19 protein-coding genes are annotated in these 25,083 nt (G+C 44.5%); 5 read left to right on the top strand and 14 right to left on the bottom strand.

All coding sequences use genetic code 11. The features are described 5' to 3' along the window. Positions 1–90: 90 nt before the first annotated feature. From AB4513_RS05990 to AB4513_RS05970, 5 genes are all read right to left on the bottom strand, one after another. A complete protein-coding gene (locus tag AB4513_RS05990; protein WP_102249532.1) occupies positions 91–2,244 on the bottom strand; it encodes a TonB-dependent receptor in 2,154 nt (717 codons plus the stop codon). A 602-nt stretch (positions 2,245–2,846) separates the two neighbouring features. After that, positions 2,847–3,803 (bottom strand): GntR family transcriptional regulator, encoded by a 957-nt coding sequence (locus AB4513_RS05985; protein ID WP_102257811.1) that lies wholly within the window; start codon positions 3,801–3,803, stop codon positions 2,847–2,849. Between the two features lie 290 nt (positions 3,804–4,093). Further along, positions 4,094–6,091: a Fe(3+)-hydroxamate ABC transporter permease FhuB gene (fhuB, locus tag AB4513_RS05980; RefSeq protein WP_102257812.1), complete on the bottom strand. Its 1,998-nt coding sequence runs from the start codon at positions 6,089–6,091 to the stop codon at positions 4,094–4,096. After that, positions 6,091–7,002 carry an iron-siderophore ABC transporter substrate-binding protein gene (locus tag AB4513_RS05975; protein WP_017096909.1) on the bottom strand — a complete coding sequence of 304 codons (912 nt, stop codon included), beginning with the start codon at positions 7,000–7,002 and terminating at the stop codon, positions 6,091–6,093. Before AB4513_RS05975 ends, fhuB begins: the two co-directional genes overlap by 1 nt. 17 nt (positions 7,003–7,019) lie before the next feature. Continuing rightward, on the bottom strand, positions 7,020–7,787 hold the full coding sequence (locus AB4513_RS05970) for an ABC transporter ATP-binding protein (RefSeq protein WP_017104133.1): 768 nt from the start codon (positions 7,785–7,787) through the stop codon (positions 7,020–7,022). Positions 7,788–7,939: 152 nt separating this feature from the next. Here AB4513_RS05970 and AB4513_RS05965 point away from each other — a divergent pair, with 152 nt between their 5' ends. Next, positions 7,940–9,145, top strand: coding sequence for an MFS transporter (locus AB4513_RS05965; protein ID WP_102257813.1), 1,206 nt, complete (start codon positions 7,940–7,942; stop codon positions 9,143–9,145). Positions 9,146–9,264: 119 nt separating this feature from the next. On the opposite strand, the gene AB4513_RS05960 is transcribed toward AB4513_RS05965, so the two are convergent. The 4 genes from AB4513_RS05960 to AB4513_RS05945 form a co-directional block, all read right to left on the bottom strand. Continuing rightward, positions 9,265–9,951 (bottom strand): hypothetical protein, encoded by a 687-nt coding sequence (locus tag AB4513_RS05960; protein WP_102257814.1) that lies wholly within the window; start codon positions 9,949–9,951, stop codon positions 9,265–9,267. Then, positions 9,854–11,455 (bottom strand): IMCp domain-containing protein, encoded by a 1,602-nt coding sequence (locus AB4513_RS05955; protein ID WP_198592098.1) that lies wholly within the window; start codon positions 11,453–11,455, stop codon positions 9,854–9,856. Before AB4513_RS05955 ends, AB4513_RS05960 begins: the two co-directional genes overlap by 98 nt. After that, positions 11,455–12,432: a hypothetical protein gene (locus AB4513_RS05950; protein ID WP_102257815.1), complete on the bottom strand. Its 978-nt coding sequence runs from the start codon at positions 12,430–12,432 to the stop codon at positions 11,455–11,457. The genes AB4513_RS05955 and AB4513_RS05950 overlap by 1 nt, the downstream gene beginning before the upstream one ends. 219 nt (positions 12,433–12,651) lie before the next feature. Next, positions 12,652–14,361 carry an amidohydrolase gene (locus tag AB4513_RS05945; protein WP_102257816.1) on the bottom strand — a complete coding sequence of 570 codons (1,710 nt, stop codon included), beginning with the start codon at positions 14,359–14,361 and terminating at the stop codon, positions 12,652–12,654. 322 nt (positions 14,362–14,683) lie between these two features. On the opposite strand from AB4513_RS05945, the gene AB4513_RS05940 reads away from it, so the two are divergent. Further along, positions 14,684–15,202, top strand: a complete 519-nt coding sequence (locus tag AB4513_RS05940) for a lipocalin family protein (RefSeq protein ID WP_009847187.1) — start codon at positions 14,684–14,686, stop codon at positions 15,200–15,202. Between the two features lie 98 nt (positions 15,203–15,300). Here AB4513_RS05940 and AB4513_RS05935 read toward each other — a convergent pair whose 3' ends face one another. Both AB4513_RS05935 and AB4513_RS05930 read right to left on the bottom strand, forming a co-directional pair. Next, a complete protein-coding gene (locus tag AB4513_RS05935; RefSeq protein ID WP_009847186.1) occupies positions 15,301–15,675 on the bottom strand; it encodes a hypothetical protein in 375 nt (124 codons plus the stop codon). Positions 15,676–15,745: 70 nt separating this feature from the next. Continuing rightward, complete coding sequence (locus AB4513_RS05930; RefSeq protein ID WP_012604433.1) at positions 15,746–16,051, bottom strand: monooxygenase; 306 nt, start codon at positions 16,049–16,051, stop codon at positions 15,746–15,748. A 156-nt stretch (positions 16,052–16,207) separates the two neighbouring features. Here AB4513_RS05930 and AB4513_RS05925 point away from each other — a divergent pair, with 156 nt between their 5' ends. Next, positions 16,208–17,119 (top strand): LysR family transcriptional regulator, encoded by a 912-nt coding sequence (locus AB4513_RS05925; protein WP_102257817.1) that lies wholly within the window; start codon positions 16,208–16,210, stop codon positions 17,117–17,119. A gap of 22 nt (positions 17,120–17,141) precedes the next feature. On the opposite strand, the gene AB4513_RS05920 is transcribed toward AB4513_RS05925, so the two are convergent. Beyond that, the gene (locus AB4513_RS05920) at positions 17,142–17,756 is read right to left on the bottom strand and encodes a TetR/AcrR family transcriptional regulator (RefSeq protein WP_004736309.1); all 615 of its coding nucleotides are present in this window, start codon (positions 17,754–17,756) and stop codon (positions 17,142–17,144) included. A 236-nt stretch (positions 17,757–17,992) separates the two neighbouring features. Here AB4513_RS05920 and AB4513_RS05915 point away from each other — a divergent pair, with 236 nt between their 5' ends. After that, complete coding sequence (locus tag AB4513_RS05915) at positions 17,993–19,108, top strand: efflux RND transporter periplasmic adaptor subunit (RefSeq protein ID WP_102257818.1); 1,116 nt, start codon at positions 17,993–17,995, stop codon at positions 19,106–19,108. 8 nt (positions 19,109–19,116) lie between these two features. Continuing rightward, on the top strand, positions 19,117–22,215 hold the full coding sequence (locus AB4513_RS05910; protein WP_102257819.1) for an efflux RND transporter permease subunit: 3,099 nt from the start codon (positions 19,117–19,119) through the stop codon (positions 22,213–22,215). 91 nt (positions 22,216–22,306) lie between these two features. Here the strand turns inward: AB4513_RS05910 and AB4513_RS05905 are convergent, their stop codons facing one another. After that, positions 22,307–22,795: a hypothetical protein gene (locus tag AB4513_RS05905; protein WP_102257820.1), complete on the bottom strand. Its 489-nt coding sequence runs from the start codon at positions 22,793–22,795 to the stop codon at positions 22,307–22,309. Between the two features lie 168 nt (positions 22,796–22,963). Further along, the gene (locus AB4513_RS05900; RefSeq protein ID WP_102257821.1) at positions 22,964–24,940 is read right to left on the bottom strand and encodes an alkyl sulfatase dimerization domain-containing protein; all 1,977 of its coding nucleotides are present in this window, start codon (positions 24,938–24,940) and stop codon (positions 22,964–22,966) included. Positions 24,941–25,083 lie beyond the last annotated feature (143 nt).

The raw sequence follows: 25,083 nt of genomic DNA, 5'->3' as shown, positions 1-25,083 counted from the left end.
AAGGGTTGGCATGTTTGCCAACCCTTTTTGTCTTTTAGCTATCCCACACTTTAGAGTAAGCGACTAATTCAGCTTATGCAGACCGATTAATTAGTACTTAACTTGGTAGTTCAGAGTGTAAGTACGGCCGCGGCCTTTGTAGTCATACGCTGCTGAGTCGTAATGAGACGAGTAAAGGATTTGAGCACGTTGACCCCAAACAGTGGTGTAGTCTTTGTTCAGTAAGTTTTGAATACCAAAACCTAGACTACCGACAGGAAGCTGATACGTACTCACTAGATCAAACACGGTGTAGCCATCAAGTTTGTTTTTGTCGTCTTCGTAATCAAACATAGTTTGGCTTTGTACTTTTACAGATAGGTCTGTGTCATACCAACCTGCCCAAGCACTTGCTTTAGAAGTACTTGCACTTCCTGCAGATACATCTTTCCAACCGTCGTTACCTTTCACTTCAGAGGTGACGTAGTGACCAGAAGCGCCCAGTTGAATGTTGTCATGTACCCAGTAAGAAGCCATCGCCTCTAGCCCGTACACTCGCTTTTTGTCATTGATGTTTTCAATCAGCAATGTCTTTCTGTTGTACTTCACTGATTTGTCAGATTGTGAGTAATAAGCCGCGGTTTGCAAGCTTAGCTCGCCAGTATCAAGGCGGTAACCTAACTCGAAACTGTTGGTTTTGATACCAGACATTTTTGAGTCATTAACGTTGATGCTGTCGTTGAGTTTCCAGTGATCACCAACGAGCTTGTAGCTGCCTTGTCCGTAGTATTTAGCTGGGTCTGCAAGGTCGAAACCTTGCGAGAAGTTTGCCCAAACTTGAGACTCGTTATTAAGGTGGTAGATCGTACCTAGGTTAAATAAGCCAACACCGTAATCAGTTTCACCACCTGGTACTGCGTCTGCTGTTTTGCCTTTACCAGCAGCAATTTTCTTCTGCTGGCTGTAGCCGACAAAATCATCAATCTTGTTAGAGATGTATTGGTAGCGGAATCCACCTTCCACCGTCCAATCATCGGTGATCGCATAGTCAGATTGTATAAAGCCTGCGATAGAGCTGACTTTAACACCTGCATAGCGACCCACTTGTGCATAGGTCTTGTTGACTAAGTTGCCTGAATTGTTCGCAATGGTGCGATCGTAAAGCGCTTGATTGCTATCAAGCTGATCTTGATACGCATCGATACCATAAACAATATTGAACTTATTGAAGCTCTTAGCCAGTGCTGTTTTTAATGAAATAACATCGGTAATTTGTTGACCAGAAGATTGGAAGTAAGGCGTGTAAGTTTGGTCTTCTTTACGGTATGAAGCTTCAGCAATAAACTGATGCCCAAGGAATTGATCATCGACGTAAGAGGCACTCAGCATGATGCGCTCAGTTCCGTGTTCGCGATCCGAGTAAAACCCTTTACGTACGTCAACAAAATCGCGCCCGGTGATGTATAGACCGTAAGGAGAGTTTTGCTGGCTATCGTAATATTGTGCTAGGAAGTTGAGCTTTTTGGTCTCAGACAGGTTCACGCCGACAGTTGTCAGGAAATCTACCGTCTTGTTGAACTGCAGTGAGCCTTGTGAAATGTCAGGAGTAACAATATCGCCATCTGCATCGAATACACCTTGTGTCTCGGTGTAAACCACAGAAGAGCGAGCTTGAACTTTGTCGTTACCGCCAGAGATAGATTGACCGACTTTGTAATCGAAATCTTCACCTGAATTAAAGCCCGATGAGCCACCGACATAAGATTCGAATTCTAACTCTTCACCTTGTGCTTTTTTGGTGATGATGTTGATGACACCACCAGAAGCACCGGCACCGTAGATAGATGTTGCACCCGATAACACTTCGATGCGATCAATGTTAAATGGGTCGATTGAATCTAAGTGGCGGCTGATTTGGCGAGAGGATTGCAGTGATACGCCATCGATCATAACGAGCATCTTACGGCCACGTAGATTCTGACCATAGTTAGTACGAGCGCCGCTGCTTACATCTAAAGAGGGAATGCTCGCCGATAGAATTTCACCTAATGATTTACCGCCACGGTATTCCTGTTCGATTTTATCTGCGTCGATGTACCAAACTGTTCCCGGAATATCGCTGATCGCTTTAGGCGTTCGGCTTGCGACAACCACCATGTTTTCTTCGGTTGTGTATTCTTGTGCTTGGGCTGTAAACACTGTGCTTGCTGCGACAATCGCTAGCGTAACGGTGGAAAGCTTGAAACTTCCTTTTTCGGTTTTCATTTTGTTCTCAATCTTGATCAATAAAAGGCTGCACAAAGACTCATATTTGTGCGATGACTTTGTTTTTTATAAGTAAACAAGCGTTCATCTTTACTGGTTAGTAATAAATGAAGCCTCCTAAATTAGAAAAGAGGTTAACGTGGTCACTTACTTATGGCCCCAAACATACTCATCTCGATATCTTTCAAGCTTGTATACGTTCGCATTCACGCCACCTAAGCGGTTACTACTTCTATAGTTAAAGTACGAAGTATTATCGTTAAGTTTATCAATTCTAAATAAGAATCATTATTATTGTGTTTTTGTTGCAAAAATACAATATGAAAATGCAATTTTATTTTATAGATTTGGAAACACTTGTTTGCCGAGGGGGTTAGTCACTCGGGCGGAACAGAGCCAGTGCCTTGTTCCGCAAGTGTTTAAGCGGGTGTGAACCATATAATTCAGAAGGTGTGAAAGTGCAGGTATTAGGGCCTGTTGATCTTTTGAACAAAATTTAACAACGAAAGGTAAACAGGCCTCGTGTGTTCATGAAGTCAGAATGGCATTTTCGATGGTAGAAGGACACGATAAGGGCAGCCATGATTTGACTGCTCACGTAGTTAACTGTTTTTTGCAATGATACTGTTGATTAAACTTTCTCGCTGCTCCATAGAGACCGTCATTACGTCGTTGTAGGTGCGTTTCATGACTCGAATGTCATTTTCCAGTAGCTGAGCTAATTTTGTCGAGGCCGTTTGGTTGTCACCTTCGAGCACCAATTCGATGATCTCTAGGCGACGCTGGCACGATTTAGTGACCGAAGATTGAATGTGCATCGAGACGAGATCGGTCGCTTTACGTAGGCGATTATGTTGTTGCATGGTGCTCAATAAGAAGCGATTTCCTGAACATGCGGCAAGTTGCTCGTGAAACTCGGCACTGAGGCTAAAGAGTTGACTGGCGTTGACTGATTCTGGGGCGTTAATCGCTTGAGCATGGCGATCTCGGCAGCTTTCAATTGCACTGTTATCAAGTGTCCATGTTGGTTCGAGTAGGCCTGCAGGCTCGAAAATGAGTCGACAGCGATAACTTTCGGTGTGTCTTTCTAAGGTGTTCAACACACCATCAAGCTGCCATTTGTATCCTGGACTGCGACGAAAAATACCATCGCTTTCTAACAGGCGCAGTACGCTTTGCATCTCACCACGATTGGCATCATAACGTTGTTGCAGGTCTTTCTCGGAAAACGACTGACCTAACTCACTAAAAAATAAATCCATGAGTACGCGCAGGTATAATTGTTCTTGGCGAGGTTCTTGGTCGTTGTCTTGGCCTGAAATTTCGATATCTGCCGCATCGGTTTGTAATACAGACCCTTTATAAGGGACGACTTTAGTGATGCCTTGCGCTGACAAGTGTTTTAGCACCGCTCGAATAGGGCTTCTTGATACTTCGAATTGCTGCGCCAAAGATGATTCATTTAGGCTGCTTCCCGCTTTCGCGTTGTCGGCTTTTAGCCTCGCGATGACCTTGAATAACAAATTTTGTTGGAGCTTTGTAATTGTCGTTATGTCCATGACGCTCAGAGTATGTGTTTAATCTTGATTCCATGGTAAACACAAAAAGGCTTAAATACCATAAATTGTGTTTTTGTAACCAAAAGACAATGTTAATCGACCTGTTGCAATGGATAGATTGGTTGGTAATTTAGCGGTTGATTGGGAATTGATCGGTTATTGATAGCTTTGTTGGCAAGTGTGTCAATGAGTAAGAAGAGAGCCCGCTTAAAGCCTCGACTTCAAATAGAGGCTTCAAATAGAGGCTTCAAACGGGGCTTTAAGCGGAGAAAGTGATTTCTCGTGTGTGCTTATTTTCTCATTAGATAGAGGAAGTAGCCGCCACCAATCAGAGAGGCTAATAGACCTGCCGGGAACTGCCAAGGGAACCATAGCGTACGACCAATCCAGTCTGCAGCCACCATGATGATAGCGCCTAATAATGCTGCTGTGAGCATTTGAGGAATCGCGCGATATTGGTGAAGCGAACGCGCCATGTGTGGCGCCAATAATCCAATGAAACTTAATGGCCCAATGACGATGGTGCACAGAGTTGTTAGTGCCGCGACTAGCAAAAGCAAAGCCAATCGAACAGCGGTTGTGTTCATACCTAGGCTGCTTGTGGTGACGTCGCCTAAGTTAATCAGCTCTATCCAGCGATTCAAAGACAGCGCCACTGCACTGATGATGGCAACCCCAACGGCGAGCAAAATGACATCTTGATTAGCGACTAAATAAGTCGAGCCTGAAAGCCAAGTGAGGAGCGCGGTTGCATTCTCATTACCCGAGCTCATTGTGATGCGCAATAGAGCGTCGAGCCCTGCACTTAGCGCGATGCCTGTTAACAAGGTTTGCGTTGGGGCGAAATTGTGTTTTCTTCCCATTAACCAAACCACGGCAGTCACTGAAGTTGCACCGAGTGTACCAAGCAGCATTTGCTCTTCTCGGCCGACTGCAGTGCCAAATAGTGTGCCGAGCACTAACGCCAGAGCAGCCCCTGAGCTGATCCCCAATACTTCGGGGCTCGCCATTGGGTTGTTTGAGATGCGTTGAATAATCGTGCCTGCAAACGCAAGCCCGATCCCTGCCAATAGCGCGACTAATACACGTGGTAGACGCAGATCGAATAGCGATGAGTTGAGTTCAAGATTCCAACCAAACTGGTTTTTACCTACTGTAAGAGCAAGAACACACATTACCGTCAATAGCACTGACATCGCGGCCAGTACTTTACGCGTACTGACGAATTTGTAGTGCTCAATGGTTTCACTGCGGTTTTTGAGATCGGACTGCAGCTTGGTACGTTGCAGTAACCACAATAAGAAAGGAGCACCCAGTAGCGCCGTCATTGCGCCGGTAGGGAGCAGTTCGCCACCGAAGCCAGAGAAGGGCTGAATCACTAAATCCACAATCAATAGAATGAAGCTGCCTACCAACCCACTGACCAGAATCTGTTTCGCGAGTGCTCTTACACCGATAAGCCTAGCGATAGCAGGAGCCACAATGCCAACGAATCCGATTAAGCCTACTTCACTGACTACGGCTGCAGTAATAAAAATCGCCAACGATAAGCAAAGCAATTTGATTTGTTTGATGTTTACACCAAGTGAAGTAGCGACATTATCACCAAATTGCAGCGCTGATAATGGACGCTGTAAAACCAGTAATAACAGCGTCGGGATCGAGACTAAAGGTATGAGAACCTGCACGCTCGACCAATCATTCTGATTCAGTACACCGGCACCCCAAACAAAAATACTGGTAAGCCGTTGTTCATGCAGCATGAGCAACATGGTGTTGAGTGAGCCTAAAAATAGGCTGACCACCATACCGGCTAACACCATGTGTAATGGTGAAAAGCCTCGTGCAGAACTTAAGGTAAAAACTAAGCCTGTTGCAAGGCAGCCCCCGATGAAAGCGGGAATAAACCCTGGGATAGCTAGGTTAGCAGGAATTAAAAGGATCCCTAATACCATGCCGAGTTCTGCGCCCGCAGCAACACCCAATGTGGTAGGTGAGGCAATGGGATTACGCAGTACAAATTGCATCACACACCCAGCGACTGCCAGTGCAAAACCACAAATGAGAGCGACGGTAAGCCTAGGTAAATAGGTGAGGTGAGTAATCAGATGCTGATAATTTGAAGAATCAAAGTGAAACAGCGTATCCCAAATCAAGCCAACCCCTTGCGAGTAAGGAGCGGTAATTTGCAGTAGCGAGCTGATCAACAAAACAGCAGCGAGAGGTAGTGCCGCTGCCTTGATATTGAATCGCCCTGTGACGGTTTTTTCGATCTTTACGGTAGCCATTATTTTTGGATAAGAAGTTCGGTAATGTGGTCACTAAACCTTTGAGCAGCGATTAGCCCACCGAAGGTCCAGATGGTAGGAAGTTCGTAAACGGAGTCTGTACGTGTAAACGCCATCGCTTGCCAAAGAGGGGATTGAGTCAGTTTCTTATGCTCTTCTTCCGTTAGCGGGCCAAAGATCATCACATTCGTCTGTTGGTGTTCAGCGAGCCTTTCAGTACCTGTAGTGGTAAAACCCCAGAGGTTTGTCTGCTCTTGCCAGTCGTTTTTAAGGCCCATGCTGCTTATGGTGGCTTGCGCTAATGAACCTTGGCTATGAATGCGTAAGGTTTTGTCGTTGATAAAGCGTGCAAAAATCAGTGGTTTGTCTGAGTTGCCTGCGGCACGTATTTTTTCACCATTATCGCTTAATCTCTTGTTTGTCTCATCAATCACTTGTTGGGCGCGTTGTGCTTTGTTAAATAGCTTGCCTAAAGAGAGGGTAACCGAAGTTGCGGATTCAAGAGGTTGTTTCTTTTTGCTGTAGACACTGTAAACCAAGACAGGTGCGATTTTATTGAGCTGGTGGTAGGCCGCCGCCATATGCTCGCTGATTAAAATGACGTCAGGTTTGAGTTCTGTTAGTAGCTCTAGGTTTGGTTCTCTTCGAGATCCCACATCTGTCACGTCTGCATTTAACGCAGGTTTTACCACCCATTGCTGATAACCTTGTGCGTCTGCCACACCTTGCAACTCAACGCCTAGGCTTAATACGGTTTCGGTGAGTGCCCAATCTAAAGCCACCACTTTTTTAGGTGTAGCATCGAAAGAGACACTGCCCATTTCATGTTTGATTTCTAGTGCGTGAACGCTCTCTAGAGCAAGGGCGTTGAAAGCTAATACTGTGAACAGCATGGTGATGAACTTTTTCACAACAGGTTCCTTTTGATTTAAGGGATGTAGCTGATAGGTTGCCCTGTCTCAGGGTGTTTAAAGAGCGCAAGCTCCATTCCGTAGATTTGCATTAGTGTTTCTGGCGTCATCAAATCTTTAGGCGAACCGGAAGCAATCACTTTCCCAGAATGAAGCGCAATCAAATGATCACTGAATTTGGCGGCCATGTTGACATCATGAAGCACCATGATCACGGTTAAGCCGAGTGACTGATTAAGCTCTCTGATCAAAGCGAGCAATTCATGCTGGTGCGCGACATCGAGTGCTGAGGTTGGTTCATCAAGCAAAATACATTGGCTTTGCTGAGCAAGTAGCATGGCGACCCAAGCTCTTTGTCTTTCTCCGCCGGAAAGTGTTGCGACAAATCGGTCAGAAAAGGCATTAAGGCCAACTTTCTCAATCGCTTCGTCTACGATGGCATAATCATCTTTGCTGTAACGTCCAAATGCGCCTTTCCATGGATAACGGCCAAAGCAAACCAGTTCACGAACGGTCACGCCATCAGTAATCGGTGGGTGCTGCGGCAGGTAGGCGACTTGGTGTGCAAATTCAAGGTTACTGTATGAGGCGAGTGGTTGCTCATTGAAGAAAACGTCACCTTCTGTTGGCGTATTTTGTCGACTTAACAGTTTAATGAGTGTCGATTTGCCACATCCATTATGACCAAGCAAGGTGGTGATCTTCTTTGGTTCAAAGGTCAAAGTCGTTGGCGAAAGGATTTTCTTACCGTCGATTTCGAACGAGGCATTGGTAAGTGTGTACATAATGCAATATGAAGTTGAGTTATGGGCTGCTAGCCGCTAATGTAACACAGTGAAATCAAAATGATAATTATTCGCTAAATCAATCTGTTTATCATTGTAATGTGCTCGTGCCCACTACGAACCTACCAACCTTATCTAGCGCCTTCGAGTTTATGTCTGTGATACAAAATAAAAAATTTCAACTATTGGCTATTGGTCTTGCTTCGGCTCTTATGGGAATTGGGCAAAACGGCTTACTCGTTTCCCTGCCTTTTCTTGTGGAACAGTCTTCATTTAGCTTGCCTACGTGGTCGATTCTTATCGCAATAGGAAGCATATTATTTCTGCCATCTGCGCCTTTTTGGGGAAGGCAGAGCGACAAATATGGACCTAAACAAGTCGTCATTCAGGCATTGGTAGGCATGGCCGTCAGCTTTGCTTTTTTGTTTTTTTTTGCGATGAATAGTGACCAAGAAAAGGCGCTAGTGTTTTGTTTGATCGGACTGGTGGTGGCGCGAATAATTTATGGTTGTACGGTGTCTGGAATGGTGCCCGCGAGTCAACATTGGGCGATATTGTTGTGTGGTGAGAGAAACCGTTTACAGGCTATTACTTCGGTGAGTCTTGGCCTAAGTGTTGGTCGATTAATTGGGCCTTTGGTCTCCATTTTAGCGTTAAAGTTATCGCCTTTTGCTCCCCTGATCGTGATGATCTTTTTGCCGTGTGTTGCTTTACTTGTCACGATGTTGTTACCAACCCCTAAAGAAGAAACTCGGAAGGCAGAAGGAATAGGGCAAGCACCTTGGTTACCGAATAAAACATTACTGCCTTTTTTATCTTGCGGGATGTTGTTGTGTGCCGCAGTCGCGTTGTTGCAATACAGTTTTTCTCCACTGATCTATTCGATCACCCGTTGGCCTACCGATCAAATAAGTGACACGATCGGGATTCTTTTGACTATCAGTGCTGCCTGTACTTTTGCTACTCAACTCTTGGTTATCAAAAAAGAAAAGCTGACACCGTTTGTTATGTACCGTTGGGGGGCATTGGGTTTGCTTGTCGGCTTTGGAGTGTTCTTGATTCCCAGTATGTGGGCGTTAGCTGTGGCGATGGTACTGACAGCGATTGGCGCAGCGTTGCTTGTTCCTGCTTACACGTTGTTTGCCACTGAAAAGCAAAGTGGTACACCGGGCGCAGCCGCAGGGTACATCGCTATGTCTCATACTCTAGGCTATGGCGTCGCTTCATTACTTGCGTTTACTTCAACCTTGAACCCTCAGTATCCCATCTACTTATGTGGGCTATTTTCTCTACTGATTTTCGCGACGACTTATGTTGTAAAAATAAAGGGAAATACCAAGCTCGCTGAGCAAGCTTAATGGTGATTGTTTAAAATTTGTGGGTACGTACTGATTATTTATTTACGTATTGAGGATCGTTTAGCATGGAAAAGCCCGGTATTACTCCGGGCTAAGTAGTCATTTATGCGTCAATAGTTTTATTGCTCTATGAGGTCTGGAATCTCGTCAACGCCACTTTCTGCTATCGTTGGAGCCCCTTTAACAGTAACACCATCGCAACTAACGTAAACTTTTCCATTTCTTCTTACTTGAGTACATTCTTCCGGAATCACTTCCTTTTCAACGGTTTCAGTAACGGTTTCTGTTACTGTTTTTATAATTGGTTCTTCTGTAACCAATCTAAATAAGTAGTAAAGTCCTAAACTAGCAGCTATGAAAATTGCTAGGAGTAAAATAGCCAGAAAGGCTACTTTTAGCCAACGTAGCGCTTTGTCTACTCTGCTGTTCCAATTGTTATTGTTGCTATCTTGTTGAGCTTTTGATTCAGCAGCAATTGCTTTTGCGTTTGCTTGCGCTGCACGGTTGTTAGCCTCCGCTGCTTTTCTCTTCTCGTTGGCAATTTGAAGCTCTACATGCGAGTTTCTGTTCTTAACTTTGTTTAATTTCGACTTCAGTTCTTCGGCTGTCGTTTCATTTTGAACTTGCTTAATTTCAGTAGACGATTCGTTAGAAAAAAATCCTTCTGAATTTACTTTTGGATTTTGATCGGCGTTAAGTGTTTGTTCATCAATTGGTTGTGCTGAGTTCTCTGTTTGGTTCGTGAACTGAGATATTATCTTCTGTCTCCGAATTTCGTGTAGTTGTGTTAAGTCGAGGCTGCGCATTAATTAATTCCTCTAGTTCTTTACCGGTTATATCTGCAGGTACTGGAATAATTCGTTCATGAATAATCACTTGCGGATCGTTAATGAACATAGGTTCAGGTATTGTTTTAATTTTCTCTACATACACAGGAATTTCTGTTGGAACTTCTACAATTTTATCTACTTCAACAGCAATCTCTTTTACGACTATTTTTTCAACTTCTACGATTCTTTCGACTTCAACTTCGACTTCTACGATTTTTTCGACTTCAACAATTTTTTCGACTTCTACTTCTTTTTCAACCTCGATCTCAACAATTTTCTCAACCTCGACTTCAGTTGGAACTTCTTTGATCTTCTCTACTTCAATGTTTTTAGTCTTTTTCCGGCGATGCGCCCAGACTTGAAAGTATCGGATCATTTTTTTATAGACCAGCTCGCGACGAGATTTCCTTTTTCTTCTCAATTTGAAGCTATCTGCGAGGTTCGCTAAGCTTGTTTTTTTCTTACGAAGCATTCTGGAACGAATGTATCTAGTAATGCTTTGCAGTAGCATGTGCCTTATTTTTTTGCTTTCTAAACGTTTTTCACGCGCAATTCTATTTTCTTCAGAATTTAGCGATAAGAAGAGGTTTAATAAAAAGTAAACAGGATAAATAAGCCCGGAGACAAGCATCATGAAGAGGTCGAATGGCTTTTCAACTTTTACTCCGAATGGAGAAAATATTGATAAAACAGCTTTTTCGTATGCTGATTTTTTCAGAATGAATCCAGATTCTGTCCCTGCAAACTCATTCATACTCAAAGTGTTCGCTAGCTTTCGCTTGTCTATTTCGCTTTGAGATGAATCTAAGTCATCTTGAAGTTTTGAAAGCCTTTCTTGATTTTGATTTCGTGTAATATCAAGGCTTTGAACGTCACTAGCGATTCGATTTGATTGGTTTTCAAAGGCTAATACAGATGAAGCACAGTCAGGAACGGCAGAGCAATCTATAGCTTTTAGACGCCGCGCACTTGCTTGATCGTTTAGAATTTGGATTTGATTGTTTTTTAGTGAGATTTGTTCATTGATAGAGGCTTGGACTGCTCTAAGTTCTGTCAACTGTCTCTCAAACTTATTAACATTTTGATTTAGTGTTGCTAAGTATTCTTCATTGTTTGAAGTAAGTTTCTTCGCTGCCTCTACTTTACGAATCTCTTCGGTCGCCAAAGAATCTAGGTAGCTATTTACACCTGAATAGCAAAGGAACCAAAATGCTGGAACCAAGGCAAACATAGATATTTTTAGAACCCGACTTGATACGCTCCATTCTCTGATTACAGCTGATGTCCAAGCTAGAACTGCAATTTCTGCGCAACCAAGTAAGACTCCAAAAGGAGAAATTGGGATGAATGGAATCAATGGCTCTGCATGAAATAATACTTCATAACCTTTGACGTTAAAAAGAATAATCATTGCTCCCATGACGAAGAGCATAACTCTAAGCCATATATGTTCAGGTAATTTTATTGTGTTAATGGGCATCAATATTTCTCTACAGGAATATAATTGTCGATATTGTTGGTTTTGAGTATCAGCATTTCATCTCGACCGTACTCAGACATAAATTTGTCATACAAGCCTTTGTTACCATCTATAGCTGCCCAATAAGCTTGGTATTTTTTATAAACCTCATCAATAAACTCAGGAGTATCCGCAACTCCTGGAATATATGGACGGTGAAATCCAACTTCGGCACCTGTTTGAATGTACTTTGTAGAACCAGCTGCATAAATGAAACCGCAAGTTGAATAACAGCGCATGTATTTATCAGCGTCAGTATTCCAGTTATTTTGGAGTATATATTCTCCAATTTTTAAGCCTTCATCTAGTACACCACCAGGGCTATGAAGCATAAACCTTTTTAAATCAACGCCTTGGCTTTTATAGTGTTCGACATAAGCAATGAATTTTTTGAAAGCGCCAGGCACGATAGGACCTTCACCATACAAGTAAGAACCCTTACTATCTTCGCCAATCATGAAGTTGAGTTTCTTTGAGTGACGTAGTGGGTGTTTATACTTTTCAGGCGCATAAAACTCAGGGAAAACTAAAGGTTGGTGGCTAGAGTTATTGTTTTCTTTTTCTACTTGTAACTTCTTTGGTGTCTTTTGTTTCTGCTCTAATGGTTTTTCATTTGCTAATTTGGGCTCTTTTTTTATAGCGTCTTTCTGTTTTTTAGTTTCTTTTGGATCTTCTGCGGTAGAGGCCTTCTGTTTCTGCGAAGGTTTGGGAATCGACTGAGTCTGCAGATTGTCCTGCTCTTTTTCATGTGACTCTAGTGAACTTTGAGAAGCCGTACTTTCCGTTGTGGGAGCCTGTATATACGTATTGTTAGGCGTAGTGTCTTTTATGTTCGTAACATCGTGTGATTTTTCGCTACTAGAAGTAATAGCTTTATCTGTGCATGCGGATAACAAAATGCTCAGCACAATGACTATTGCGCCAATCAGTATTCTCATGTCAAGTAAATCTCAGTGGAGGTTAATTATTGCGCGCACTATACGGTGTAGCGTATGCAATATCAATAACGTATTTGGACAAATATAACGCCTACAGATATTGATCTTATAATTGCATTCACTTGTTACCTTTATGTTTTAATATTATTGATGCTTTTTTATGTTTGTGTTTTTTGGTTGTCTTGGAAAAGATAATGTTCAGTGATTATTAGCTATTTTTTACTTACCTTTGGTTATACGCTCGAAAACCACATCCCCTCTTAACACTGTCATCAACACCTGAGTCTTGGCTATTTGTCTTGCCGATACTGTAGTGATGTCTTTGTTGAGAATCGCGAAGTCCGCTGATTTTCCAACCTCAATAGACCCCGTGACGTCTTCGATACCAAGGCTCTTTGCTGCATTGAGCGTGTAAGCGTCGATAGCTGTGTAGATATCAGTTAGGCCTGTTTTACCCATGATTAAGCTATTTGCGATTCCAACTAGAGGGTTGATGTCGTGTACGTTCCAGTCACTGCTCAAGGTGATATTGGCATCAGTCTTAAGTATCGCGTCTAGGTTCATCATGGCTTTGGCACGGCGAGCACCAAGGAAGGCTTCAGCCCATTGGTGTTGATGCTTGGCTACATAATCGGAACCGACTTGGAAATCCGCCGAGACATTGAGTTGCTTAAAGCGGGGAACGTCTTCATCATTGATCAGCTCTACGTGGGTTAAGGTATAAGGTTTTTTCGAGCCTTGTTTACGCACGCTTTCAATCGCATCTAGTGATTCACGAACGGCACCATCACCAATCGCATGAATGTGCGCACTAAAACCGATTTTATCTAGCGCGGTTAGCCACTCTTTCATCTGTGCTGGTGGAATGTAGTTTAGGCCATTGGGAGACTGTGGCAGATAGGTATCTAAATAGGGCGCGAGTGTTTTTGCTGTACCATTAATGAAGATGCCATCGCTGTACATTTTTACCTGATCGACGAGCAACAGACGGCTTTTATCATCTGAATACATCTTCTCGAAGACTTCTAATTGCGAGGGTATCGCCATTGATGGGTAAACCCAAGGGCGTAATGACACGCGAGCCGTCAAATCTTGGTTTTGCTCCGCTTCTAGCCAAACGTCATACCAGCCTCGTTTCCAATACATCCGGCCGTCACCGATGGTGGTAATGCCGTGCGCAGCGGCTTCTTCAAGACCGAACATTAACCCTTGGTAGCTTTGTTCAAAGAGCTCGCTTTGGCTGTTCCACGCCATCTCCATAATTTGGTCGCCAGCGTTATCTAATAAGATGCCATTGAGCTTGCCGCTGTCTTGGTCTTTTAAATATGCGCCACCTTGTGGATCAGGTGATTGTTGGCTGATTCGAGCGATCTTCAGGGCTTTAGAGTTGACCCACATCGAGTGAGAGGTTTGCTCCATAAGCACCACGGGACGATCAGGGAAGATGCTGTCGATGATCTCAAGTGGTGTGTATTCAGAGTCGCTGTCGAGTGTCGACTCAAGAGAAAAGCCATAACCCATCAGCCAGCCTCGACCATTGGTTTCGGCATTGATTTTACACGCTTCTAAGTAAGGGATTTGCTCTTCTAATGTGGCTTCAGAGTCTAGTTCGCAATTGCCACCCAGCTCTGAGGCGGCTTCAAACACATGGTTATGATTATCAATGAACCCCGGCAAAACAAAGGCATTCTCCAAGTCGATGACATCGGTACTCTGACCTTGAAAAGATTGCGCCTGAGCGTGGTCACCGATGAAGATGATCTTGCCTTTATGGGTAACGATCGAGTCTGACTCGCGATGCCCATATATGTCGGCATTGGTAAAGATCTGGTCTGCGGTTAGGCTTTGAGAAAAAGCCGATGGCACAGAGACTAGGCTAGCGAATAATGCAATCCATGCAGTGCGTGGCAAAGTGAGCTTATTGTTCATTGTTATTTATTCCATGTTCCACTGTTTAGTAAGTATAGAAAGCGAGAGGTAAGAATCATATCGCGGATTTTTAATAATAAAGTGTCCATAGTTGCTCTCCTGATTAAGTTAACTTGCCGTATATTTTGCGGTGACTCCGACTCAATATCGAACATCAATGAAACACCATTGATTCATTCGCAGACTAAACAATTCACATAAGATTCTGAATAAATTACAGTTAGGTGAACTTTAAAAATGGATTTAACGTATTACCAAGGATGTAAGTTTATGTTTTCACAAGGCTTACTCGCATTACTAATAAAAACAAGCCGAGGTTAGGATGAAAAAAATATTATTGCTGCTTAGTGTGATTCTATTGGGTGGTTGCGTGGGCATGCCTGAAACAGTAAAGCCCGTTCAACAGTTTGAATTGGATAGATACTTGGGCAAATGGTACGAAGTGGCTCGTTTAGACCACTCGTTTGAGCGTGGCTTAGATAACATCAGTGCCGAATATAGCTTGCGTGATGATGGTGGCGTTAAGGTGATTAACCGCGGCTATTCGGCGGAAGATGGCGAATGGAACGAAGCGGAAGGTAAGGCGTACTTTGTCGAAGGCAGCGATCAGGGTTATCTAAAAGTGTCGTTCTTTGGCCCCTTCTACGGAGCTTATGTGGTGTTTGAGTTGGACAAAGAGAACTACCAGTACGCGTTTGTTTCGGGCCCAGATACCGACTACTTGTGGTTACTTTCAAGAACACCAGAGGTTGCACCAGGAGTGATGGAGAAGTTCAAAGCGATGTCTAAAGAGCGTGGCTTCAATACTGATGAATTGATTTACGTTGAGCACGGTAAATAAGCTGAGCGCGCTAGGTTAACGACAGTTGATTGAGAAAAAGGAACAGATGATGAGTGCATCTGTTCCTTTTTTATTGGTTTGGTTTGGTTTTGTATGAACTAGCCTTGTCGACGAACCTGCAACACGCTGAGCACCGATAGTGAAAGGAAGAACGCCGGATCACTCCAGCCGAAGCCAACAAATATTCCTGTAAATGCCGCATACAATGTGATGATGGCGCCGAGCATATTTGTAACCACCAAGCCTTGGATGAGCTTTTTAGCGGACAAGCCAGGTTCAATGTCTCTAAGCAGCCAGCTTATTGCAGCGATACCACCCAAAAATATACTGGTGTGTTGAGAGAGAAAGTACGCGTACTTATCATTGATCTCTACGCCGTACATGGGCCACATTACCGTTGGGATAAAAAACAGTGCGATGGCAAACCCTGCGTAAATAATGCCGTGTAGGCTAAGAAAAGTTTTGTTGTTCATTACGTATCTCTCTATTTATTACTTAGCTATTCAGTATCTTTGTTGTCATTCAGCGAATGAACAAGTTTGATTAACCGTTGATTGGGCCTTTATTAATGGTAGTTAATGGCTGATTGACGTCAAAAATCACACCACGCACTTCTTCAACACCCATCTCTTTTAAGCGAGCGCTATGCATCGCTAGGTAAGCCTCTGCACTGAGTTGGTCTTCAAAAAGATAGACACCACCGCCCAGTCTTTCAGCTTCGTTTTCTGTCCAGATTTTCCAGATCATACCCGGTTCGTTGTTAATAGACTTTGCTAGGTCAACGAGTGCGTTTGACATCTCTTCACCAAATGGGCCGCTAAATTCAAAATCGACTTGTAATAATTTCATGGTTATTTCTCCAAACAGTTACTTGGTATTGCGCTGAGACTCATGGTCATTTCGCAAAACATAGGAGGCTTGATTGCCTGTTGAAATAGATATTACCTGTAAAAAACAGACAAAAAAGTTCATAATATAGTTACTAACTGTCAGGATTTTAGACCGATGAGATTGAAAACCACCCTCGACCAATGGCAAACCCTTTACGAGATTGACCGCGCAGGCAGTATTCAGGCAGCGGCACTGCAATTGAACAAGAGCCATACCACGCTGATTTATGCGCTGAGAAAATTGGAGGACCAATTAGGCGTGACTTTAGTGCAGGTTGAAGGTCGTAGGGCGGTCTTGTCGGAGGATGGGAAATCACTGTTGCGCCGTGCAAGCAGTATGTTGGAACAAGCTCGCGAGCTAGAGTTGATCAGTGAACAGCTAGCGAAAGGTGTTGAGTCTGAAATTGTGGTTGCGGTTGATCACTTGTGTTGTCTTGAGCGTCTTTATCAACCGATGGCTGCATTTTTGGCGGAGAACAACACCACATCGATACAAGTGATTGAAACATCACTGTCTAAAACAACCGAACTGGTGACTCAAGAACTGGCCGATGTGGCTATCATCAACTTGCCTATTACTAATTACTCAGCAGAAGCCTTTGGTTTTACGATGATGGAGCCCGTTGTCGCAAGTTCGCACTCTTTAGCTAACGTGTCATCTATATCACTAAACCAGTTGTCGTCGCTGCCACAAATTGTGGTGCGGGACTTAGGTGCTCAAGCTAGTCAAGGCAGTAAAAAGCAAGGGAACAAAAAGGATGTAGGGTGGTTGAAGTCGAGTCAGCGCATTACGGTGGATAATTTCGATCATGCGTTTGGCGCGGTAGAGCAGGGAGTCGGTTATTGTCGACTACCAAAGCACATTGTTGAAAGTCGAGGAAGTGACAAGCTCACTGTGTTGAATGTCGAAAATGGCAGTGGGTATCACGTTCCGCTGCACCTGACTTTACCAAAAGGAGCCAAGACAGGCCCTGCTGCTAAACGTTTCTATGAGTTACTTCTTGAGTCAGTTTCAAATGCGAGCTAACGGCGACATGAACCTTGAACGATTAACGAGGCTGATTGCCGTTTAAGAACAGCGCGACACATTCGCGAGTGTAGTGAAGTCTTTCTTCTTCAGATTCTCCGCTATCGTGTCCGAAGAATCCCCAATACGCCGATTTGCCGTGAAACATCAACAACAGTTGGCGTGCTGCAATGACTGGCGAGCTTGATGTCGACAGTGTGAGATCACCAGAGTCTATTTTCGACTGCAAATAATCAGCAAGTAACTTGGTGGTTTTCTGAGGGCCAGTTTCTAAATAGATAGAGGCGATCTCTGGATGCGTATTCGCTTGGCTAATGGCATTTTGAAAGGTTTGTCTAGATTGTTCATCAAGTAATAAATCCTGAAACTTCACACCAAATTTCACCAACTCATCACCCACCGCAGCATCCATATCAAAGGCAGCAGGACTGAGTTCTCGCTCCGCACACTTGGTTTGCATGCAGGTTTCGAAAAGTTCGTCTTTGTTTTTAAAGTGAGAGTAGACCGTTTGCTTAGAAACGTTCGCTGCTTTGGCTATCTGATCCATATTGATCTTGAAGCCATGTTCAGAGAAAAGTTGGCTGGCTGCGGTTAAGATCTGCGATCTTTTCTGTTCACTCTTGATGATTTTAGTCACGTGCTTGCTTCTCGTTACTTAGTGTTGTCTCGTTACCTAGTTTGTCTCTTTGCTTGGTGCCTGTTGGTGCTCAGTTCTATGTGTCTCGTTTTACGCTAAGCATTATGCTTTTTGTGATGGTTTTATCAATCATTAACGATGAAACTTATTTTTAACACAATCAAACTAGACAGTCTAGTTTGATTTGGTTAGTCTAAAAAAAGAACATAATTGAGTACCGCATAGGAACAGTACGTATGTATAAATTGATGAAGGGAAGCGCAGTGGCAGTGGCGTTGTCGGCTTTTCTTGTTGGATGTGGCGAAAAGGAACAAGCCCAAGAGTCGGTTGATTCAACCGCTGAAACGGCATCGAGCGTCCAAACCATTTTAACGGTGGAAACGATGGCCTTGGCGCGGTCTTCCTCTTATGCAGTTCAGCGTGAATATGTCGGTGTGGTTAAGGCGGGTCAGCAGGCTAATTTAGGTTTCGAACTGGCGGGCAAAGTAAACGAGATTCTGGTGGATGTCGGTGACACAGTCACAACGGGTCAGCCGTTGATCATACTGGATACCCAACTTTTGGAAACCGAGTCTAGCCAACTGAAAGCGCAGGCTGAAGAAGTCAAAGCTCAATTGAGTTTGGTGGCTGCGAACCTTAAACGTCAACGTTCATTGAAAGCGAAAGGCTTCAGTGCCGAAGCTGAGATTGATTCGTTAACCAGTGAGCAACGCGTGTTACAGTCGAACTTACTGCGTATTGATGCCTCGGTAAAAGGCAATCAATTGAAGCTGGTGAAATCGACAGTTCGTGCGCCATATTCAGGGACCATCGCAACACGCTTTGTCTCGCTTGGAGATGTAGTGAATGTAGGGAATCCAACTCTTACACTGCTTGCCTCTGAAGGGAAAGAAGCCTTTATCGGTATTCCTGCCCATCAAATGAAAAAGGTTACTTCACTTTCCGCCCCAAGTATTCGCGTCGGGCGAGATGAATTCGCTGTGAGACTGTTGAATCCGGGCGCAATGGTCGACACACAGTCTCGCAGTGTCGGTTTGCGTTACTTGTTTCCTGAACAATCGTCGGTGTTAGAAGGGCAACTTGCCTATTTGAAATTTGATGAGCAGATTGATGACCAAGGCTACTGGGTGCCATTAACGGGTTTGATTGATGGATTGCGCGGTGTGTGGAACATCTTTGTGATTGGTGAAGACAACAAAGTTGAGCGCCGAAGTGTTCAGGTGTTGTTTGCCAACAATCAACAAGCGTACGTGAGTGGGGCGATTGAAGACGGTGAACAAGTGATTGCCAGTGGCTTACATCGTTTAGTTCCTGGACAAACCGTGAAGCCAGCAAGCGTTACTGCTGAATAGGAAATAGCATGAAAATCATAGAGACTATTTCCAACACTCGACTGCTTATCTTAATGACCGCACTGCTGATGGTGAGTGGTATTTCTGCGTTCATGACGTTGCCACGTGCAGAAGACCCAGTCATCATCAACCGTTACGCGAACATCACAACCAGTTTCCCCGGAGCCAGTGCCGAGCGTGTTGAAACCTTGGTAACAGAAGTTATCGAGAACAAGCTGCGTGAGCTGAGTGAAGTTAAACTCGTGAGCTCAACCTCAAGGCCGGGCGTGTCTATTGTCACCTTAGAATTGAATGACACCATCACTGAGCCTGAGCCAGTTTGGTCTCAAGCTCGCGACAAGCTATCTGACATCGAATCCATTTTGCCTGCGGGCTCTCATTCTCCCGATCTCGACAGTGATCATACCTATGCTTTCACAACTATCGCATCTCTAACCTGGTCTGGTGCAGGTGAACCTGACCGATTAACACTCGGGCGCTATGCCAAAGAACTCGCTAAGCGACTAAGAACTTTGTCGGGTACTGAATTCGTTGATGAATACGGGATGCCACAAGAAGAGATTCAAATCAGTTTACGTACGGCCGATGCCGCCGCGTTGGGGCGTTCAAGTGCCAATATTGCTGAGTCGCTCGAAGGGGCAGACGCCAAGAACTCCGCCGGCGAGTTAGTGAGTGCTTATTCTCGCTTTGGCTTAGAAATTAAATCTGAACTCGATTCTATTGAACGGATTAAGCAAGTGCCAATAGCCACTGATAGCAAAGGTCACATCATCCGTATGGAAGACATTGCTTCTGTGAAACGTGGTGAGAAAACCCCACAAGACCAGATTGCCATTATTGATGGTGAGCCGGGTGTGATTGTCGCGGCAAGAATGCATCCTGATCTGCGAGTCGACAACTGGACGTCGCGAGCTAATGCTCTGATTGGTAAATTTGAGCAAGAGTTACCAAGTAACGTTAAGGTGACGGTGCTGTTTAATCAGCAAGGTTATACCGAGACTCGCTTAGACGATTTAGGCAAAAGCTTGATGATCGGTTTTGGTCTGATCTTGATTGTTCTGTTTGTCACTTTAGGCGTGCGTGCCGCGATCTTAGTCGCCATTTCTCTGCCGTTAACCTCATTATTGACCTTGTCGATCATGAAAATGACCGGTGTGCCGATTAACCAAATGTCGGTGACAGGCCTAATTGTGGCGCTCGGGATCATGGTTGATAACGCGGTGGTGATGGTCGATACCATTCAGGCGTATCGTTTGAAAGGGCAACAACGAGCAGAAGCGACCATGAATGCGTTGAAGCATTTATGGGTGCCGTTATTAGGCTCAACCTTAACTACCGTGTTGGCGTTTGCCCCGATTATCTTGATGCCGGGTGCATCGGGTGAATTTGTCGGTGGTATTGCGATTACCGTTTCTTTCTCATTGGTCGGCTCTTACATCATCTCGCACACCTTAATCGCAGGCTTAGCGACCAAGCTATTGCCGAAACAACTCAGTGATGTCGACAAGAAAGGGCAGCACCATTGGTACATGACGGGTTTGAGAATCCCGGCTTTGACGCGCTGGTTCTCATCTTCTGTCCGCTTTGGTGTCACGCATCCAATCATCACGATTGCTTTGGTGTTGTTGGTTCCGTTTACCGGTTACTGGAGTATGTCTCAGCTGACTGAGCAATTCTTCCCGCCATCAGACCGAGACATGTTTGAGATTCAGGTTTATATGCCACCTCAAGCGAGCATTTATGCCACTAAAAACACCTCTGAAAAAATCGACGATATCATTCATCGTTATCCTGAAGTGGAGCGTATCGATTGGCTCGTGGGCGCAAACTTCCCATCCTTCTATTACAACCTGCAAGCAAGGCAAAATAACGCGCCGTACTTCTCGCAAGCCATGGTGAAAACAGAGAACTTTGACCAAGCCAATGCGCTAATTCCACAGTTGCAAAAGGTGTTGGATGAAGAGGTGCCGGAAGCACAAATCTTGGTACGTAAGCTTAACCAAGGGCCTCCATTTACCGCGCCCGTTGAACTGCGAGTGTATGGTGAAAACCTCGATACGTTGAAAGCGATTGGTGAGGATGTGCGATTGATTTTGGCGGGTGTTCCTCATGTGACGCACACAAGGGAAACGCTGCAACCAGGTACGCCGAAGGTGTGGTTGAAGGTTGATGAAGACACCGCAAAGCTGAATGGTATTTCATTGAACCAGTTCGCAGGTATGCTGCAAACTACGCTGACAGGTCGTGAAAGTGGCTCTGTGATTGAAGGCAGTGAGTCGGTACCAATCCGTGTTCGTGTGGCAGATGAGGCGCGTGAAAACTTGGCTCACTTAAGCAATATTCGTTTGCCAATCAGTTCAGATGTCTACTCGACAGGTATTAACGTATCGACACTGGCCGAACTTGAATTGACGACCAGTCGCGGCGCGATAACCCGCCGAAATGGGCAACGTGTGAATACCATTGAGGGCTACATTGAAGCAGGAGTCTTGCCTCAAACCGTGCTTAATGAATTCCAAAAACGCCTAGCAAGCTATCAGATGCCATCGGGTTACACGATTGGTTTTGGTGGCGAATCCGCTGAACGAGATAATTCAGTCAACAGCCTTATCTCGAATGTCGCCGTTGTGGTGGTATTGATGGTGTTGGTGGTGGTGATGTCGTTCAACTCTTTCCGAATGAGTAGCATCATCTTCATGGTAGCAGGATTGGCTGGTGGCCTAGGGCTGTTGTCGGTGTGGATCTTCGGTTATCCGTTCGGCTTTACGGTAATCATCGCCATGCTCGGGATTGCGGGCTTAGCGATTAACGCTGCCATCGTGATTCTGACGGAATTGAAACTCGATAAGCAAGCCTCATCAGGCAATGTGGATGCGGTCGTTGAGGCAGTGATGTCGTGTACTCGCCATATCAGTTCAACCACAATTACAACCGTTGGTGGCTTTATGCCGTTGATTATTGCTGGTGGTGGTTTCTGGCCTCCATTTGCAGTCGCGATTGTCGGCGGTACAGTATTAACCACGCTTATTTCGTTCTACTTTGTGCCTGTGGTTTATCATTTGATGACTAAAAATCAGCGTAAAAACATAGTGACTCAAGCTGCGTAACTGTTTTTCAATTTAACTGCTCTTCAATTACCCATAATCGAGCCGTATCTGGTTCGATTATGGTGTTGTTCTCTCACTAAATTCATTCCAACTACCCTTCAAAAATATCACTAAGCCAATCTTCAAGTTGCTCTCGTTTATCTTGTGGGCCATTGATGATCACCAAACCGTTTAGTGTCGCGTGATCCCAAGATATGGTGCCAGTAGCTAGCGCATCGAACACATCGAGTTCCGTAATCAGTAATAGATCTTCCTCTGTAGGCAAAGTATCTCGACCTGACACATCGACACCTTTCTCAAGTTTAACTTGGCTGTAATGACCTTTAATTGCTTCGAATAAGTTGAACTCAATTTTGCTTGGGTGGGGTTTCGCAAGCGCAGCCTTGATGGCAAAGAGTCGAAAGTGATCCGGTTTATTGAGGTTGTTGAATTCATTGTCTTGTCTGGCTGTGATGACGTTGCCAAAGACTTCTAGTGAACCGGGCTCTGTCACTAAACTAAATCCTGTATCTTGGTGAAGACCACAAGCGAAAGTTAGGGAAGATGTGAGTGAAAGAATGAGAGCAAATCGTTTTAGCATGTGTGAACCTTAAACGAACTAGGGCAGTTTTCTTACTTCAACAATAGATCGAGATTGTTGAATGAAGGTTGCGAACTGTACCAATAAATAAACGATAAAGGGACCACAATAGGTCCCTAAGTTATCGGCTCGCCATCCTTAGCATGCCTTTGCTTGGTGTATATCTAATTAACGAACGATTAGCATGATCTCTTCTGGAGTCATTGGCTTATCGAAGTAGCTCATGAATTGACCGAAGCCTTTGATGTCGCCGTTCGAGAACTTGAATGCACCAGACTGTAGGTTGCTACCAATCACTTGTTGAGCGTTTGGACCCGCAATCAAGATTTGGTTCAGTACTGCACGAGTGGTGTCGATTTGAACGTCTGCGCCTTTTACTGCTTCTTCGTGTAACTGAGCAATACCGTTACGGATTTCGATAGTGAATGCTTCGTTCGTATCAGAGAAGTTGTACGTTAGCATCATGTTCACGTCTAACGAGTTTTCTGCGATAAGCGTTGAAGTCATCATGTCGAAGATCTGCTTACTTGGTAGCGCAGTAAGCACGTCAACAGAAGCGAAGCTGATCATGTTTGAGAAGTCACGTTTGTTCTCTAGTTCAGCCGCCGCGTTAAGCGCCCAGTTACGCCAGTTGATGTTCACTTGGTCTGCAGCCCATGCTTTGTAAGCTTGTGCTTTCATCTCGCGAGCTTCCATATCTTGCTTGTTTACCGTGATTGGGTAAGAAAGAATTTCTGCTGCAAATGTGTAGTTTTCAGCCTTAATTGCTGCTTGTGCAGTCGTAAGGATGTTCTCACGGCCGCCCATGATCTCTACGAACGCTTTAGCACGTTGCTCGTAAGCCATTGGCTCTAATTGCCATGGATCTGCTTCGAAGAAACCGTTGTAACCAACGTAGATCTGACGAACAGCATGTGCAACGGTACCGTAGTGCTCTCCTAACCAAGGGTGCTCAGCAAGGTGCTTAGGAAGTTTAACGACTTCAACTAGCTCGTCCGGCGTCATACCTTTGTTCATGTAACGGATAGTTTGGTCATGCGTGTATTGAATCGCATCACGGTAAGCCGTTAGTACGTCAGCTACCGCTTCTTTACCTTCAACTGGACGACCGTGAGAGTTAATCATGATCTCAGTGTCGAACTTACGCATTACGTCGATGCCCTTGAACCACATTGATGGGTCACGGAATTTAGTACCACGAATAGTGTGAAGATTAGGGAAGTTCTCTCCTTGAAGTACTTCCGCAGCGTGCAGGATTTTCTGATCTGGGAAGTAAACCACTAACTCATCTTTCGTTTCAGATGGCACGTTCTCAATGTGCATTTTCACGCCAGCGATTTCGATTTCGATGTGGCTTTGGCTTGGTACAAGCAGGTTTGGTTCGATGAACGAAATAGCACCTTGCATGAAGCGTGGGCCAAGGCCGTCATTTACTGTACCGTGCTCACCTTCTTCTACGTGCTTAGCACCTGTGTAAGAAGTGCGGTGACCAAATAGAGTACCTAGGTTTGAAGACCAGTTAGCCACTGCAGCTGTTAGGCCTTCTTCAGCGATGATTTTTACTTCACCTGATGCTACTTCTTCGTCAGTAACCCATGCACGCACGCCAGAGATGTGGTCGATGTGGTTGTGAGAGTAGATGATTGCTTTAACCGGTTTGTCTGTGATTTGACGGAACTGCTCTTTAACCGATTGAGCCATTTCTACTGACTCGCCTGGATCAACAATGATGATGCCGTCAGTACCTTCAATCATGACTGGTGTGTCTAGACCGAAGCCGTAACCAAGGTAAATATTGTCATCTACTTGGATGATAGCTTGGTCCATTTTACGACCATGCTTGGTTAGGATTGGATGAACGTGGTCAGATTCTGCAGTGTAAGCTAGAGAATCGCCCGTTTTAGAAACAACCTGGATACGTTCGCCTTTACCCCAGAACATGTTTGACTTGTGTTCGAATAGAACCTCGCTTTTGTAGCGTGCATCAAGATCGATGTTTTGGTATTGAGCTGCGTTTGCCGTTTGAAGTTCTTGGCCTACTTTTGATACTGCTTCAACAGTGGGTGTTGCTGATGCAAAACCAGAAGCAAATAGAGCGCTTGCGATAGCAACAGGAAGAGCCATTTTTTTGAATGTATTAGTCATGATAGTGACCTTATATTTGGATACAGGAATTGGATTTCTTGACTCAAATAATAGAGAGGATAGAGGTCGCTATCTACACGCTAATAGTATTTCGATATATCGCTTTTACGATGATTGGGTTGTTATTTATATTGATTTTTCGA

Source organism: Vibrio sp. 10N.222.54.E6 (genome assembly GCF_041473955.1).
GTDB classification, from domain to species: domain Bacteria; phylum Pseudomonadota; class Gammaproteobacteria; order Enterobacterales; family Vibrionaceae; genus Vibrio; species Vibrio tasmaniensis_A.
The sequence above is the reverse complement of the archived record's forward strand: the minus strand, read 5'-3'. Positions and strand labels throughout refer to the sequence as shown.